Raw genomic sequence first — 13,596 nt, forward strand, 5'->3', positions numbered from 1 at the left:
GTCGGGACCATCGGTCCCGACCGCGGTGTGTGGCGGATCCGCGGGTTTCCCGGCCTGCGGTTCTGCCATCTACTGCTCCTAGTGGATCAGTTGCCGGCGGTTTCGATGCCGGCCTGAGTGTCGTCCAGGGCTTGCTGGACGGGCTTCTCGCCCCGGATCGCAGCGTAGGCGTTGTCGGAGATCGCCTTCGACACGGCCGAGTAGTACGGCGACGACGGACGCGGAGCCGCGTTCTCGAGGGCCTCCTTCAGCGTCGAGAAGTACGGGTACTGCTCGAGGATCGCCGGGTCGTCGTAGACCTCGGCGAGGACCGGTGCGCCACCGACCTCGGCGTAGTACTCCTGCGACTGACGCGTCTGCATGAACTCGAGGAAGTCGCGGGCGGTTGCCGGAGCATCCGTGTACGCGCTGATGCCGACGTTGTAGCCACCGAGCGTGGACACGCCCGGACCGTCGACGCCCGGGAGCACGGCGATGCCGTAGTTTCCGGCCACCGACGACTCTTCACCGTCGGTGTAGAAGCCGGGCCACGTGCGCATGAACAAGGCTTCGCCGTTGCCGAAGGCAGTCTGCGACTCGCCCTCGGTGTAGGTCTGCGCAGCAGCCGGGATCGTGCCGTCCTCGAAGGAATCGACGATGAACTGCAGGCCCTCGGCGGTCTGCTCGTCGATCGCCGGGGTGAGGCCGTCCTCGGCAACGAAGCTGCCGCCGAAGGCGTTGACGATCTCGGTCACGTTGACCGTCAGACCCTCGTAGTTGCTGAACTGACCGATGTAGCAGGCGATACCCGCCTCTTCGGCCTTCGGGCATTCCGCCTTCAGGTCGTCCCACGTCGCAGGAGCCTGGTCGACGAGGTCGGTGCGGTAGTACAGGAACGCACCGTTGGTGTTCTTCGGCGCGGCGTACAGCGTGCCGTTGTAGGTACCCGACTCGACGGTCGCGGGCAGAAGCCCCTCGGTGTCGATCGCGTTGTCGCCCTCGAGCGGCAGCAGCCAGCCGTTGGCAGCGAACTCGGCGGTGTTCGTGACGTCGACAGCGACGAGGTCGTACTCGTCGCTCTGCGCCTGCATCCGCTGCGCGATATCGGCGTACTGGTCGTTGGCCTCGCGCGCGAGCGGCTTGAAGGTGACCTGCTCGTCGGGGTTATCGGCGTTCCAGTCGGCGATGATGTTCTCGAGTGCCGCGTTCAAGGGGTCCTGCCCCTCGACGATGGTGATCGGGCCGCGGCCCTCGCCGGAGGCGGCGGTGCCCGTATCGGAGCCGGTGTCGCTGCCACCGTCGTCGGAGCCGCACGCCGTCAGGACCAGCAGCGCCGCCGAGGAGGCGGCGATGACGGCTCTGCGCATCGCTTTCTTCTTCGAAACCATGAACATCTCCCGTGTGAGTTCGGAAAATCAACTCGCCGGTAACCCCTGGGCCACCGACACCGGCCACTACTGTGGCACGGGCCACCCCGAAAAGTCGGCATTCCGCCCATCCTTGATCGGTTCTGTGTCGGGCACCGCAGTACCCGAGCAGGCCCGATCAGCCGATGCGCAGCCCGTCCGACGTCTTGAACACATGCACCTGATTCGGATCGAACCGCAGGTGGAGACGGTCGCCCTTCTGCGGCGGGGTTCGCCAGTCGCTCCGCGCCACGATCTCCTGGCGGATTCCACCGACCGTGGCGTTGCCGTACACGTAGGCATCCGACCCGAGTTCCTCGACGACATCCACGTCGACGGCCAGCCCGTCATCGGCGATCTCGAGATGTTCGGGCCGGATACCGAGTGTCACCTCGGCTTCGGTGACCTGGCCGAGGATGTCGCGTGGCACCTGGACGTGGACATCGCCCACCATGACTCCGCGGTCGACGACGGGAAGAGTGAACAGGTTCATTGCGGGTGAGCCCATGAATCCGGCGACGAAGACGTTGGCAGGCCGGTTGTAGAGCGCGCGCGGCGACGCACACTGCTGCAGGATGCCCTTGTCGAGCACCGCGACGCGATCACCCATCGTCATGGCTTCCACCTGATCGTGGGTGACATACACGGTGGTCGTATTGAGCCGCCGCTGCAGCTGCGCGATCTGCGTGCGGGTCTGCACGCGCAACTTCGCATCGAGGTTGGACAGCGGCTCATCCATCAGGAACACCTGCGGTTCCCGCACGATCGCGCGGCCCATGGCGACACGCTGCCGTTGACCACCGGACAGCGCCTTGGGCTTGCGGTCGAGGTACTGCCCGAGGTCGAGCATCTTCGCGACCTCTGTCACCCGCTCGCGGATCTCGGTTTTGGGGATCTTCGCGAGCTTGAGCGCGAATCCCATGTTCTCGGCCACCGACATGTGCGGGTACAGGGCGTAGTTCTGGAACACCATCGCGATGTCGCGTTCCTTGGGGTCCTGCGCGGTGACGTCGTTGTCTCCGATGAGGATGCGGCCGCTGTAAACCTCTTCGAGCCCCGCGAGCATCCGCAGCGACGTCGACTTACCGCAGCCCGAGGGCCCGACCAGGACAAGGAACTCGCCGTCCTCGATCTCGAGATCCAGCGCATCGACCGCAGGTGTATTCGAGCCGGGGAACAGACACGTCGTCTTGTCGAAGGTCACCGAGGCCATCGCAGATCCTTTCCGAAGCGGACACGCTCGTGCGCTACGGGAATCTACCGTGCATCGTGTGGGTCCACAGCCACCGACGTGTCGGCGACCGGCGAGTCGTCGCCCCACACCTGGATTCCTCGCACTCCGGGAACGTCTCCGCGATGGAACACCGGATCGCGTCCCTGCTTGCGCTGCGCGCTGTAGTTGTGGAACAGCGCGTACGCAATGCCCGACAACGGGATCAACGCGATGAGGTTGACCGTTGCCATCACACCCATCGCCAGGTCGGCGAGCGCCCACACGAGCGGCACCGAACCGATCGCGCCGAGGAACACGCACACCACCACGGCCGAACGCAGATACGGCAGGGCCTTCCGCGAACCGGTGAGGAATTCGATGTTCGATTCGCTGTAGTAGTAATTGCCGATGACCGAGGTGAACGCGAGGAAGAAGATGAGGACGGCGAGGAAGTGGACGGTCCAGTCGCCGAGCTGCAGGGACATCGCATTCTGGGTGAGCGCGGCACCTTCGAGACCTGACCCGAATTCCGGTTCGGACAGCAGGATGATGAACCCGGTGATCGAGCAGACCAGCCACGTGTCGAAGTAGACGCCGAGACTCTGTACGAGGCCCTGCTTGACGGGGTGCGACACCGACGCGGTCGCGCCCGCATTCGGCGCCGAGCCCATGCCGGCCTCGTTGGAGAACAGGCCGCGTCGGATGCCGTGCATGAATGCTGCGGCGAACCCGCCGCCCGCCACCTCGCGGAGGCCGAAGGCGTTCTCGAACACCAAACGGAACATTCCGGGGACCTCACCGATGTTGAGAATCACCACGATGATCCCGATGATCAGGTACGCGATGGCCATGACCGGCACCACCACCTGCGACACACTCGAAATCCGCCGCACGCCGCCGAAGATGACCGCGGCGACGAGAACCGCCACGCCCACACCGACACCGATCTGCAGACCCGTCGTCTTCTCGCCCGCCGAGCTCGACACGGCGTCGACGATCGAGTTGGACTGCACGGCGTTGAACACGAAGCCGTAGGTGATCGTGATGATCACCGCGAAGATCATGCCCATCCAGCGTTTCCCGAGCCCGTACTGCATGTAGTAGGCCGGCCCGCCTCTGAACGCGCCCTTGTCGCGCACCTTGTACAGCTGGGCGAGAGTCGACTCGACGAAGGCGGTGGATGCACCGATCAGCGCCATCGCCCACATCCAGAACAAGGCGCCGGGGCCGCCGATGCTGATCGCGATCGCCACACCCGCGATGTTGCCCGTTCCCACCCGTGACGCCGCCGAGATGGAGAACGCCCGGAACGCCGAGATCCCCTTCTCCCCGTCCGGGAATTCCTCGGGCTTCTCCACGATCGACCGCAACATGTCGGGGATCAGTCGGAGCTGGATGAACCGGGAGCGGAACGAGTAGTACAGACCTGACCCGACGAGAAGGGCGATGACTGCGTACCAGTACCAGTCGTTGATGTCGGTGACGAATTCGACGGCGGTGTCCATTCCACCGATCCTGTCGGTCGCGGAACGGTTCCGCACCGGTTTCGGCCCGGAATCCCCTCAGATCCGGTCGGCGAGCCGAGTGCCCTGCTCGATCGCACGTTTGGCATCCAGTTCCGCCGCGACGTCGGCGCCGCCGATCACGTGCGTCACCACCCCGGCGACGGTGAGTCCGTCGACGAGATCACGCACCGATTCCTGCCCCGCGCACACGATGATCGTGTCGACCGCGAGCACCCGGCGTTCGCTGCCGTCCTTGCCGAGACTGATGTGCAGACCGTCGTCGTCGATGCGTTCGTAGCCCACGCCCGAAAACTCATGGACGCCCTTGTGTTTCAGTGCCGCCCGATGCACCCAGCCACTGGTCTTGCCCAGCTTCGCTCCGATCCGGCCTGCGGTGCGCTGCAGGAGATAGACCTCGCGCGGTGACGGGGACGGCTGCGGGGCGGTCAACGCGCCGGGCGCATCCTCGGCGTCGGTGACACCCCACTCCCGTTTCCATTCGGCGAGGTTCATCGCCGGAGAAGTGGTGTGTGTGAGGAACTCGGCGACATCCACGCCGATGCCACCCGCGCCGATCACCGCGACCCGCTCACCGATCGGCGCCCCGCCGCGCACTGCCTGCGCATAGGTCAGCACACTGGGATGGTCGATGCCGTCGATGACCGGAACTCGCGGCGTGACACCGGTCGCGACGACGACCTCGTCGAATCCGTCGGTCAGGTCTGCGACGGTGGCGCGCGTGTTCAACCGGACGTCGACACCGGTCAGCTCGAGTTGGCGCGTGTAATACCGCAAGGTCTCGGCGAATTCCTCCTTGCCCGGGATGAGCCGCGCAATACCGAACTGGCCTCCGATCTGCGCGTCCGCTTCGAACAGGCTGACGCGATGTCCGCGGCGCGCGAGGTTCACCGCCGCCGACAGACCGGCAGGGCCTGCGCCGACCACCGCGACGGACTTGCTGCGGCGCGTGGGTGAGAGGAGCAGCTCGGTTTCGCGTCCGGCGCGCGGGTTGAGCAGGCACGAGACGTGCTTGTTCACGAAGGCGTGATCGAGGCACGCCTGATTGCAGGCGATACAGGTGTTGATCTCGTCGGAGGCACCCGCGGCGGCTTTGCGCACCCAGTCCGGGTCGGCGAGCATCGGCCGCGCGAGTGACACCAGGTCGGCGCGACCGTCTGCGAGGATTTCTTCCGCGGTCTCGGGCATGTTGATGCGGTTCGATGCCGCAACCGGAATGCTCACGTGCTTCGCGAGTCTTGCGGTGAAATCCACGAACGCGGCGCGGGGCACGGAGGTGACGATCGTCGGTACCCGCGATTCGTGCCAACCGATGTCGGTGTTCAGCAGCGTGGCGCCTGCTGCCTCGACGTCCTGCGCGACCGCGACGATCTCGTCCCAGCTCTGGCCGCGGTCGACGAGATCTGCCATCGACAGTCGGAAGGAGATCACGAAATCGGGGCCGACGGCCTCGCGGACGCCGCGGACGATCTCGACGGCCAGGCGGCGACGCTTCTCCGGGGTGCCGCCCCACTCGTCGGTGCGCCGGTTGGTGCGTTCCGCAAGGAACTGGTTGATGAAATATCCTTCACCACCCATGATTTCGACTCCGTCGTAGCCGGCCTGCTGCGCGAGCCGGGCACAGCGGACGAACGCGCGGATCTGCCTGCGCACACCCCACGACGTGAGTCGCCTGGGCCGGAACGGGTTGATGGGTGCTTTGATCGACGATGCGGACACGCTCAGCGGCCAGTAGCTGTATCTGCCCGCGTGCAGGATTTGCAACACGATGCGGCCGCCTTCGGCGTGCACGGCGTCGGTGATCGTGCGGTGCCGTCGGGCTTCGATCCGGTTGGTGAGCTTGGCTCCGAACGGCAGCAGCCATCCGGTCCGGTTCGGAGCGTAACCGCCGGTCACGATGAGCGAGACCCCACCGCGGGCGCGTTCGGCGAAGTAGGCGGCGAGTCGGCCGGTGTTCTTGGCGCGGTCCTCGAGCCCCGTGTGCATCGAGCCCATGATCACGCGGTTCGGCAGGGTGACCGAGCCGAGGTCGAGCGGCGACAGCAGGGCGGGGTAGGGGTCTGGTGTTGTCACGGTAGGTCCTGTTCGGAAGGAGGTGTGAGAGCGTCGAGCATCTCCTGGCACCAGTCGCGGAAACCCTCTTCGACGCGAATGCCGCCGCGCAACACGAGGTACTGGTGCAGCGCTGAACCGGTGAGAGAGACAGGCCCGTGGAGGGATACAGACGCGGGGAAGTCGCGCTTCTCGATGAGTCGATAGACGTCGAGGCGAGCGTCGTGAGCGTCGCGGTGGCGGGTGATCTCCGCGAGCAACTCGGGCATGGTCCCGGGACGGGCAGCGCGGATCTTGACAGCCAGTTCGCTGCGCAGGTGGTCGGGCTTCGACGGTTCGGCGATCCAACGGTCGAGTTCGGCATGGCCTGCGGCGGCCAGACTGTAGATCTTCTTGTCGGGGCGGCCGTCCTGCGACACGGTCTCGCAGGTCACCCAGCTGCGCTCCTCCATGCGTCGCAGGACCCGGTAGATCTGCTGGTGGGTCGCGCTGTGGAAGAACCCGATGGACTTGTCGAAGCGACGTGCCAGCTCGTAGCCGGATCCGGCGCGCTCGTCGAGTGAGACGAGCAGCGCGTGTTCGAGTGCCATGCCCACAGTATGCAACGAGGTGCATATGCACACAAGTGCAGCGCCTTTGGTCGGCGCCTCGCGATTCCCGAGGGGCGACCCTCTACGCTCGGTCCGTGAGTTCGGACAAGATGCTGACCCGCATCGGCGGCCTGTTGCGCCAGGCGGAGTCGACCGACAATCCGCACGAGGCCGATGCGTTCCTCGCCGCCGCCCAGCGACTCGCGACCTCCGCCGCGGTCGATCTCGCGGTGGCCCGCACCCATACCGTCGCCAGGGAACGCCGGGCAATGCCGGTCCAGCGGCTCATCACCATCGGGGAATCGGGGAAGAAGGGACTGCGCACGTACGCGCAGCTCTTCCTGGCGATAGCGGCCGCCAACGACGTGCAATGCGACATCACCGCCACCTCGACGGTCATCTACGCGTACGGCTTCACCGACGACATCGACGTGTGCGAGGCCCTCTACTCGTCGCTGCTGGTGCAGATGGTGCGCGCATCCGATGCCTACCTGCGCTCCGGTACCTACAAAGGCGAGACGACGGTGCAGACGGTGGTCGAGCGCCGCGGGGGCAGGCAGATCCGCACGAAGGTGCGGAAACCGGTCGCCGGTGTCACCGCCCGCCTGAACTTCCAGTCGGCGTTCGCCGCGCGGATCGGCGCGCGCCTCGCCGAAGCGAAACAGGACACCGAACGCGAAGCCGAGGAGTCGACACCCGGGACCGCACTCGTCCTGCGCGGCAAGGAACTCGAGTTGCGCGATTTCTACCGCACGACCTCGCAGGCACGAGGAAGCTGGCGAGGGAGCCGTGTAGCGACGCGATCCACCGATGCGCAACGCGCCGGGGACCGCGCCGGGCGCACGGCGCGACTCGGCAGCTCACCCGAGCTGCCACCTGCCGCGAGGAGACTGGAACGGTGACCAAGGTGCGCGACACACAGAGAACATCTGTGTACGAGGCGGAGTCGCTCGTGCGGCGCATGTTCGATCTGGCGGATGAGCGAGGGCTGCGTACCGTCGAAGTTGCCGGGTCCCACGTCACGCTGCCCGTCGAACGACGTTTCGCATCGCTCGAGTCGGCGCAGCAGTACGTCGACAAGGTGCTGGCATTGAACTGGGTGCGCGAGCACTGGCCGCGTGCCGCGCTACCCGTGCGAGTCCGCGCCCGGTCGGGAAATACCGCGGCGCACTACGAAAGCGACTGCGCAACCATCGCGCTACCGGTGCATCGCGACAATCGGGCCTGGGCGTTCCGCGAACTCGTGGTGCTGCACGAACTGGCCCACCATCTCGACTCGCAGGACCCCGACGATCCGACCGAACCCGCCCACGGGCCCGCGTTCGTCGACCGGTTCCTGACACTGGTCGACGAGATCATCGGGCCCGAGGCGGCGTTCGTGCTGCGTGCGTCGGGGATCGCAGTCCGCGAGTGAGTTCGCCTCACATGCCGGCGATCTCGACCTGTCCGTAGTCGCCCACACCTGCGGCGAGCACCCGCAGGTGGTCGTCCATCGTGCCGAGGGTGTGCTCGATCGCGGTGAGCCGGCTCAGGTAGTGCCCGATCGAGTGTTCAGCGGTGACGCCGATACCGCCGTGCATCTGGACCGCTTCCTGACCGATCGCGCGAGCCGACCGCCCCACCTGCAGCTTTGCGCGCGAGGCGATCACCGGATCGACGATCCCGTCGGCGAGCGCCATGGTCGCGTACAGGCTCATACTGGCTGCGAGTTCGTACTGCACGTACATGTCGGCGGCGCGGTGTGTCAGGGCCTGGAACGTCGAGAGCGGGACGCCGAACTGCTTGCGCTGCTTCAGATAGTCCGCGGTGGAGCGCACCGCCCGGTCGATCGCGCCGGTCGCCTCGGCGCACAGCACCGCCTGCGCCCTGACCTGCGCCGCGACGATCGCCGCCGACGCGTCGGCGGCCTCGCCGAGCGGGGCAGCGCTGACGCCGTCGAGCACGATCTGCGCGCCGCGTCGCTCGTCGTGCGTGTGGTACGCCGTGCGGGTGAGGCCGTCGGCCTCGGCGGAGACGACGAACAGGCCCACGCCGCCGCCGGGCAGCTGCGCCGACACGATCAGCGTCTCGGCGCACTCACCGTGGAGCACAGGGTTCTTGCGGCCGGTGAGCGTCCACCCGTCGCCGTCGCGTGCGGCGGTGGTGGCCACTGCCGTCGACGGCCATCGGGTTCCGGGTTCGTCGTGTGCGAACGCCATCAGCAACGCGCCTTCGGACAGGCGCGGCAGGAACTCGTCGCGCTGGTCGTCACTACCGACGTCGGCAACGAGTCCGCCCGGCAGGTACACGGCGGCGAGCACCGGTTCGGGGGCCAGCGCCGCGCCGAGCTCGGTCATCACGGCCATGACCTCGACGGGTCCGGCGCCCATTCCGCCGTGCTTCTCGGGGAACGGCAGGCCGAGCACACCGAGGTCGGCGAGCTGCTGCCAAATCTCGCGGCTCCAGCCGAGTTCACCCTCGGCGACACGGTTGCGGGTCTCCACGTCGTAGGCGTCGGCGAGCAGGTCGCGGACGGTCTTGCGGAGCAGGTCCTGTTCGGTATCGAGTTCGAAGTTCATGTCCTGGGCCTCACAGTCCGAGAATCGAGGAAGCGATGATCGAACGCTGCACTTCGCTCGACCCGCCGTAGATGGTCACCTTGCGGTTGTTGAGGTAGGTCCCGGTGGTGAGCTGCGCCCATTCCGGCGAATCGATGTCGCCGGATCCGGTGGGGAGCGAATCCGGGCCTGCGATGTCGACGAGGAGTTCGGTGGCGGCCTGCTGAAGTTCTGATCCACGCATTTTGAGCAGCGACGATGCAGGGTTCGGCTTGCCGTCGGACGAGCTTGCGACGACGCGCAGCTGGGTCAGCTCGAGAGCGATCAGCTCGTTCTCGAGTTCGGCGAGTCGGGCAGCGAACAGTGGATCCTCGAGGAGTGTGCCCTCACCGAGGCGGGTCCGCGCGGCGAAGCTCTTGGCGCGCGCCAGCTTGACCTTGGTGGCACCGACGCGGGTGATGCCGATGCGCTCGTTGCCGAGCAGGAACTTCGCGTACGTCCAGCCGGCGTTCTCCTCACCGACCAGGTTCTCGGCGGGCACCCGCACGTCTTCGAAGAAGACCTCGTTGACCTCGTAGCTACCGTCGATCAGCTTGATCGGGCGGACGGTGATACCCGGCGTCTGCATGTCGATCAGGAGCATCGAGATGCCTGCCTGCTTCTTGACATCGGGGTTGGTGCGGACGAGGCAGAAGATCCAGTCGGCGTGCTGCCCCAGCGTCGTCCACGTCTTCTGGCCGTTGACGATGTAGTCGGCGCCGTCGCGCACAGCGCGGGTCTTGAGTGAGGCGAGGTCGGAGCCGGCTTCGGGCTCGGAGAATCCCTGGCACCACCAGATGTCGAGGTTCGCTGTGGCCGGAAGGAAACGTTCCTTCATCTCCTGCGACGCGAACTGCGCGAGGACCGGACCGATCATCGACGCGTTGAACGGAAGCGGCTCGGGCACCGATGCGAGCTGCATCTCGGTGAGCCAGATGTTGCGCTGCACCGGCGTCCAGTCCTTGCCGCCCCACTCGACCGGCCAGTTGGGGACCGCCAGTCCGTGCGCGTTGAGAACCTGCTGGGCCCGGACGAATTCGTCCTTGTCCAGCGACTTGCCTGCCGCGACCTTCTCGCGCAGCTCGGCGGGGAATTCCGTGGTGTAGAAGGTGCGCAGTTCGTCGCGGAACGCGCGTTCGTCGTCGGTGAGCTTCAGATTCATGGTGGCCCTCTGTCACGGTTGTGCCGGTAGGGAGACCAGCGGGAAACGCTGGTTGTCGGATACCTCCGAACGGTAACCTGACACTGTAAGGTTGTCCAGTACGACGGCCGGAAGGAGACGTACATGGCGCGGCCACGCACCCCGATCCTGAGCCGGGAACTCATCCGCGACACCACACTGCGCCTCATCGACGAAGACGGACTCGACGTCCTGTCGATGCGCAAGATCGCCGCCCAACTCGACGTACGCGCACCGTCGCTGTACAGCCACTATGCCAACAAGGACGACCTGCTCGACGACATCGCGGCCACCATCGCCGAGCGCGTCGACGTCAGCGGATTCGCCGACGACGACTGGCAGGGCGCCCTCCGCACCTGGGCCACGTCGTATCGACGTGCCCTCGCCGAGCACCCCAACATGGTTCCGTTCCTCGCTGCCGGACCGAGCGACCGGCCCGTCGCCCTCGACCGCGCCGACGCCGTCCACGGCGGACTCACGCGCGCCGGATGGCCGCCGCGGACCGCGACGATGATCGGGGCATCGATCAAATACATCGTCGTCGGCTCGGCGATCACGTCGTTCGCCGGTGGGTTCATCGACGACATCGACACCTACAACGAACGCTATCCGCATCTGTCACAGGCGCATCGGCTCCGTGAGTACGCCGCCGAAATCGACCAGGACAGTTTCGAACTGGTCCTCGAGACCTTTCTGTCGGGGCTCGCCGCGCAGTACACAGCACTCGCCGCTCGGTGATCAGGAGCGTCGCAGGCCCCGGCGCTTGCTTGCCGTGCTGGGTCTCGCAGCTGCCGTCGCGTTCGTCGCGCACGATCGGCTGCTCGGCTTCGACACCTTCTCACGGATTGTTCGGTAACACGGTCGACGCCGAGGTCTACCGCTTCGCCGCCCTGGCGTTGGCCACTGTTATCCGGCTGCGGCGCGACCACAATCCGAATACGGTTGACACATGACTCGACCCATTCGCATCGGACTCCAACTCCAGCCCCAGCAACAGCCCGACTACGGGGTCATCCGCGACACCGTGCTCCGCGCCGAAGAAGCCGGCGCCGACATCGTCTTCAACTGGGATCACTTCTATCCCCTCTACGGCGATCCCGACGGTGCACATTTCGAATGCTGGACGATGCTCGGCGCGTGGGCCGAGCAGACCGAACGCGTCGAGATCGGCGCGCTCGTCACCGGTGGCGGCTATCGCAACCCCGAACTGCTCGCCGACATGGCCCGCACCGTCGACCACATCAGCGGTGGCCGCCTCATTCTCGGGATCGGTTCCGGCTGGTTCGAGAAGGACTACGACGAATACGGCTACGACTTCGGCACCAAGGGGTCGCGGCTCGATCTGCTCGCCGAGTACCTTCCGCGCATCACCTCGCGACTCGGCAAGCTCAACCCACAACCGACCCGCCATATTCCGCTGCTCATCGGCGGCGGCGGCCCGAAGAAGACGCTACCCCTGGTCGCGAAATACGCCGATATCTGGCACAGCTTCGGCGAATTCGACACTCACACCGAGAAATCGAAGATCCTCGAGGCGCGCTGCGCGGATGTGGGGCGGTCGCCGCAGGAGATCGAACGGTCGACGTCGTGGCCGGGGCTCGAGCACGCAGCGGCGTACGTCGAGGCCGGATTCACGCTGTTCACCGTCGGTGTCGGTGGACCGGACTACGACCTCGCTCCGCTGCTCGAGGCGATCGGGTGGCGCGACGAGAACTCGCCGCCGCCGCTGTCGGGCCTCGCCTGACCGCGTGGGAGAACGCACCCGCAGTGGTGCCCAGATCGGGCGACGGGAACGCTGATGTACCCCCGACCGGGAGGTCGTAGCGCGTCCACGCAGCATTGCTGACTCGTCTCTACGATCGATGGTGTATGCCATATGTACCTACGCTTCCACCGTGCACCGCCGGCGACTGGGACAACGCTCGCCGAAGGCGGCGCCTGCGCGACACCAGAACAGGTCACAGCTGGCGTCGGTTCGGCCGGTTCCGCCGCTTACTGGCGCGCACTGCGATCGCGACGGTGCCGCTCATCGCGCTCTACACGCAGTACTGGCATTTCGACGTCGCACCCATGCGGGAACAACTCGCCGAGACACAACCGCTCATCCACCCGATCTACGACGCACAGCATCCCGAAGACCGTGACACCGCCGTCGTCGATCTCGTCGGCCTCGGCAACCTCGACGCCACCGCCACCGCCACCGCTCTGCCCGCGCTGAGCAGTCTCGGGAAAGTGTGGGCGGTCGAATACGACAACTCGGGTATCGACACCGCCGTCGTGAGCCGTCTCATCGCCGCACGTGCCGAGACCCTGGGCATCGAGTCGGTGATCCTCACCGGCCACAGCATGGGCGGAATCATCGCGCTCGAGGTTGCCCAGCATCTGTATCAGGACACACCGCTCGAGGTGCTCGGGGTGATCCTCGACTGCACACCCATCGACCTACACGCCGTGCACGCCGACAGCCGCAATGCGGGCGAGGACCTGCTGCGCTGGGTCGGCTGGATACCCGGTGCCCGTGAAAGTCGGATCATGCGGATGACCGTCGAGATCGCGGCACGCCAGGACAGGTTCGTCCTCCCGTCCGATCGCTGGTACAGGCGCATCGACGGATCCGAGTTCATCGACGTCGTCGACGAAGTCCTGAAGGACAAGATCCTGTCGACCGACGCCGCGAGCAACGGCCTGATCGAGTCGCAGTTCCGGACGATCGTCGCATCCGGCGCCAACAACAGCCTGCGGGCGCTCGCCACCGAGAAGGACGACAAGGTACGTCCCGCGATCGTGTTCGTGCGTCCCCGGAACGCATCGAACGACAATGTCGTTGACGTCGAGTACACGCAGCGGGCCCTCATCGAACACTCCGGCGGTGTCGACGGCACCCTGCTGGTCGCGAAGATCGACCACACCGGCCACGCCAATCCGATCCAGGCACCCGAGGCCTACGACGACGCGATCATCAAGAGGATCGAACCGTTCATCGACCAGCGTCCCGGCGAGAACCTCGAGGACGACCCCGACAACGACAACGGCCCCGACACGACAACCGGCCCCACCATTGGGCCGTGACGCCCCGA

General features: G+C 66.3%; 12 protein-coding genes. 5 read left to right on the forward strand and 7 right to left on the reverse strand.

What is annotated here, in order from left to right:
- Positions 1-86: 86 nt before the first annotated feature.
- The 5 genes from ACFWB0_RS06345 to ACFWB0_RS06365 all read right to left on the reverse strand — a co-directional run bounded on the left by ACFWB0_RS06345 (position 87) and on the right by ACFWB0_RS06365 (position 6,763).
- Complete coding sequence (locus tag ACFWB0_RS06345; protein ID WP_378489592.1) at positions 87-1,367, reverse strand: extracellular solute-binding protein; 1,281 nt, start codon at positions 1,365-1,367, stop codon at positions 87-89.
- 157 nt (positions 1,368-1,524) lie between these two features.
- Positions 1,525-2,598, reverse strand: a complete 1,074-nt coding sequence (locus tag ACFWB0_RS06350) for an ABC transporter ATP-binding protein (RefSeq protein ID WP_378489593.1) — start codon at positions 2,596-2,598, stop codon at positions 1,525-1,527.
- Positions 2,599-2,642: 44 nt separating this feature from the next.
- A complete protein-coding gene (locus ACFWB0_RS06355) occupies positions 2,643-4,103 on the reverse strand; it encodes an alanine/glycine:cation symporter family protein (RefSeq protein ID WP_378489594.1) in 1,461 nt (486 codons plus the stop codon).
- A 57-nt stretch (positions 4,104-4,160) separates the two neighbouring features.
- Complete coding sequence (locus tag ACFWB0_RS06360; protein ID WP_378489595.1) at positions 4,161-6,194, reverse strand: FAD-dependent oxidoreductase; 2,034 nt, start codon at positions 6,192-6,194, stop codon at positions 4,161-4,163.
- Complete coding sequence (locus tag ACFWB0_RS06365) at positions 6,191-6,763, reverse strand: PadR family transcriptional regulator (protein WP_378489596.1); 573 nt, start codon at positions 6,761-6,763, stop codon at positions 6,191-6,193. The genes ACFWB0_RS06360 and ACFWB0_RS06365 overlap by 4 nt, the downstream gene beginning before the upstream one ends.
- A gap of 95 nt (positions 6,764-6,858) precedes the next feature.
- On the opposite strand from ACFWB0_RS06365, the gene ACFWB0_RS06370 reads away from it, so the two are divergent.
- Entirely contained in the window at positions 6,859-7,665 is an 807-nt protein-coding gene (locus tag ACFWB0_RS06370; RefSeq protein WP_378489597.1) for a DUF2786 domain-containing protein, read from the forward strand.
- On the forward strand, positions 7,662-8,177 hold the full coding sequence (locus tag ACFWB0_RS06375; RefSeq protein WP_378489598.1) for a TIGR04338 family metallohydrolase: 516 nt from the start codon (positions 7,662-7,664) through the stop codon (positions 8,175-8,177). Before ACFWB0_RS06370 ends, ACFWB0_RS06375 begins: the two co-directional genes overlap by 4 nt.
- A gap of 7 nt (positions 8,178-8,184) precedes the next feature.
- On the opposite strand, the gene ACFWB0_RS06380 is transcribed toward ACFWB0_RS06375, so the two are convergent.
- Entirely contained in the window at positions 8,185-9,321 is a 1,137-nt protein-coding gene (locus tag ACFWB0_RS06380; protein ID WP_378489599.1) for an acyl-CoA dehydrogenase family protein, read from the reverse strand.
- 10 nt (positions 9,322-9,331) lie between these two features.
- The gene (locus tag ACFWB0_RS06385; protein WP_378489600.1) at positions 9,332-10,501 is read right to left on the reverse strand and encodes an acyl-CoA dehydrogenase family protein; all 1,170 of its coding nucleotides are present in this window, start codon (positions 10,499-10,501) and stop codon (positions 9,332-9,334) included.
- Between the two features lie 123 nt (positions 10,502-10,624).
- Between ACFWB0_RS06385 and ACFWB0_RS06390 the strand changes: the two genes are divergently transcribed.
- The 3 genes from ACFWB0_RS06390 (at position 10,625) to ACFWB0_RS06400 (ending at position 13,588) form a co-directional block, all read left to right on the forward strand.
- A complete protein-coding gene (locus tag ACFWB0_RS06390) occupies positions 10,625-11,257 on the forward strand; it encodes a TetR/AcrR family transcriptional regulator C-terminal domain-containing protein (protein ID WP_378489601.1) in 633 nt (210 codons plus the stop codon).
- Between the two features lie 211 nt (positions 11,258-11,468).
- Complete coding sequence (locus ACFWB0_RS06395) at positions 11,469-12,263, forward strand: LLM class F420-dependent oxidoreductase (protein ID WP_378489602.1); 795 nt, start codon at positions 11,469-11,471, stop codon at positions 12,261-12,263.
- Positions 12,264-12,388: 125 nt separating this feature from the next.
- On the forward strand, positions 12,389-13,588 hold the full coding sequence (locus ACFWB0_RS06400; RefSeq protein ID WP_378489603.1) for an alpha/beta fold hydrolase: 1,200 nt from the start codon (positions 12,389-12,391) through the stop codon (positions 13,586-13,588).
- Positions 13,589-13,596 lie beyond the last annotated feature (8 nt).

The organism is Rhodococcus sp. NPDC060086, assembly GCF_042730275.1.
GTDB lineage: Bacteria > Actinomycetota > Actinomycetes > Mycobacteriales > Mycobacteriaceae > Rhodococcus.

What these genes read in the sequence shown, in the direction of transcription:
- ACFWB0_RS06345 (WP_378489592.1), bottom strand. Translation starts at nt 1,367, where the DNA reads ATGGTTTCGAAGAAGAAAGCGATGCGCAGAGCCGTCATCGCCGCCTCC.
- ACFWB0_RS06400 (WP_378489603.1), top strand. Translation starts at nt 12,389, where the DNA reads ATGCCATATGTACCTACGCTTCCACCGTGCACCGCCGGCGACTGGGAC.
- ACFWB0_RS06390 (WP_378489601.1), top strand. Translation starts at nt 10,625, where the DNA reads ATGGCGCGGCCACGCACCCCGATCCTGAGCCGGGAACTCATCCGCGAC.
- ACFWB0_RS06385 (WP_378489600.1), bottom strand. Translation starts at nt 10,501, where the DNA reads ATGAATCTGAAGCTCACCGACGACGAACGCGCGTTCCGCGACGAACTG.
- ACFWB0_RS06395 (WP_378489602.1), top strand. Translation starts at nt 11,469, where the DNA reads ATGACTCGACCCATTCGCATCGGACTCCAACTCCAGCCCCAGCAACAG.
- ACFWB0_RS06380 (WP_378489599.1), bottom strand. Translation starts at nt 9,321, where the DNA reads ATGAACTTCGAACTCGATACCGAACAGGACCTGCTCCGCAAGACCGTC.
- ACFWB0_RS06350 (WP_378489593.1), bottom strand. Translation starts at nt 2,598, where the DNA reads ATGGCCTCGGTGACCTTCGACAAGACGACGTGTCTGTTCCCCGGCTCG.
- ACFWB0_RS06355 (WP_378489594.1), bottom strand. Translation starts at nt 4,103, where the DNA reads ATGGACACCGCCGTCGAATTCGTCACCGACATCAACGACTGGTACTGG.
- ACFWB0_RS06365 (WP_378489596.1), bottom strand. Translation starts at nt 6,763, where the DNA reads ATGGCACTCGAACACGCGCTGCTCGTCTCACTCGACGAGCGCGCCGGA.